The organism is Streptomyces sp. NPDC031274 (assembly GCF_055570235.1).
This window is the reverse complement of record NZ_JBVIHP010000340.1, coordinates 1-1,199: the sequence shown is the minus strand read 5'-3', so window position 1 is coordinate 1,199 and position 1,199 is coordinate 1. Positions and strand designations below refer to the sequence as shown.

The window sequence follows — 1,199 nt, the reverse complement described above, 5'->3', positions numbered from 1 at the left end:
TGCCGTCGGTTTCGGTGTGTGGAGCCGCTCCCGTTTCCGTGGCGCGGCGTAATCCAAAACACCGCGCCGGGGGAAGAGAGGGGGGACAGCCGGTCGCGCTCGGGTAGCGCTGAGGGCCGCTCCTCCCGCTCCTCCCGCGGCTCCGGCGGCGTACACGTACGCGTACGAAGAAGAGGGCCCCTGCCGCCAGGGCGAGCGCTACGGCGACTGCGACGGGCAGCAACCAGGGGGAGCCATCGTCATCCGCCCCCTCGGTGTCCTCGTCCGCGTTCTCGCGGGGCAGGCTGCCGCCCCCGCCGTCACCGTCCCGCAGATCCGCCGTGGCGTCCTCGTACACCTGCGTGCCGTCGCCCTCCGCGATCAGCTCGATCGCCTTCTCCGTCCGCTCCGCGAGCCCCGCGTCCTTCATCTCGTCGAGGAAGCCGACCGCGCCCACCGCGTCGCGGGCCTGGTGCTTGTCGTCCTCCGGCCACTCGTAGCCGTTGAGGCTTCCGCTCCACCTGTCGCCGCCCGTGACGAGGATGAGCTCGCGGCGGTCGACGCGGTCGTGCACGACTTCCGCGAAGGCGTCGGCCTCGCCGTCGTACGCGTCGCCCTGCACGATCGGCACCAAGGCGACCTTGATCGGCAGTCCGGTCTTCTCGATCTGCCGTACGAGCTGCTTCTGGCGGGCGGGAGGCACGGAGTCGGCGTACGCGGCGTCGACGTACACCGGCGACCTGCGCAACGCGTCGGCGACCTTCTCGCCCGGACTCGGCGCCCCGGGTGCCTGCGCCACCGCAGGCAGCGCCGCCGCGATGAGCGCCACGAGGGTGACGCCCGCCGTCGTGAGGGCACGCTTCACGTCACTGGACACCGGCGTACTCCCTTACCTGGCGGATGAGTTGGGGGATTCCGTCACGAGCCGCGGACAGCGGACCCGGTGCCTCCTCGTACGGCACGCGCTCACCCCGCCGCGGGCCCGGCAGCGTGAGCCGGAGGGTGTAGGCGAGGCGGGGCTGCACGGCGACGAGGACGCGGCACCCCGCGCACACCGGGATGGTGCGCAGGCGCTGGTCGTCGGGCGCGTACTGGGCGTCGCGCCAGCCCGTGGCGGGGCCGTGCAGCGGGTTGAGCGCGCAGCAGGTCTTGTCGGCCCCGACGAGCGCGCCGCGGCCCGCTCGGGCGAGGACGACGGCGGCCGCGAGATCGGCGGCAGT

The 1,199-nt window shown here is 73.5% G+C and carries 2 pseudogenes; both read right to left on the bottom strand.

Features of this window, described 5'->3' with window-relative positions:
* A pseudogene (locus ACZ5CR_RS46200) lies at window positions 1-856 on the bottom strand (hypothetical protein); the annotation flags it as partial.
* A pseudogene (locus ACZ5CR_RS46195) lies at window positions 846-1,199 on the bottom strand (hypothetical protein); the annotation flags it as partial. The pseudogenes ACZ5CR_RS46200 and ACZ5CR_RS46195, both read right to left, overlap by 11 nt.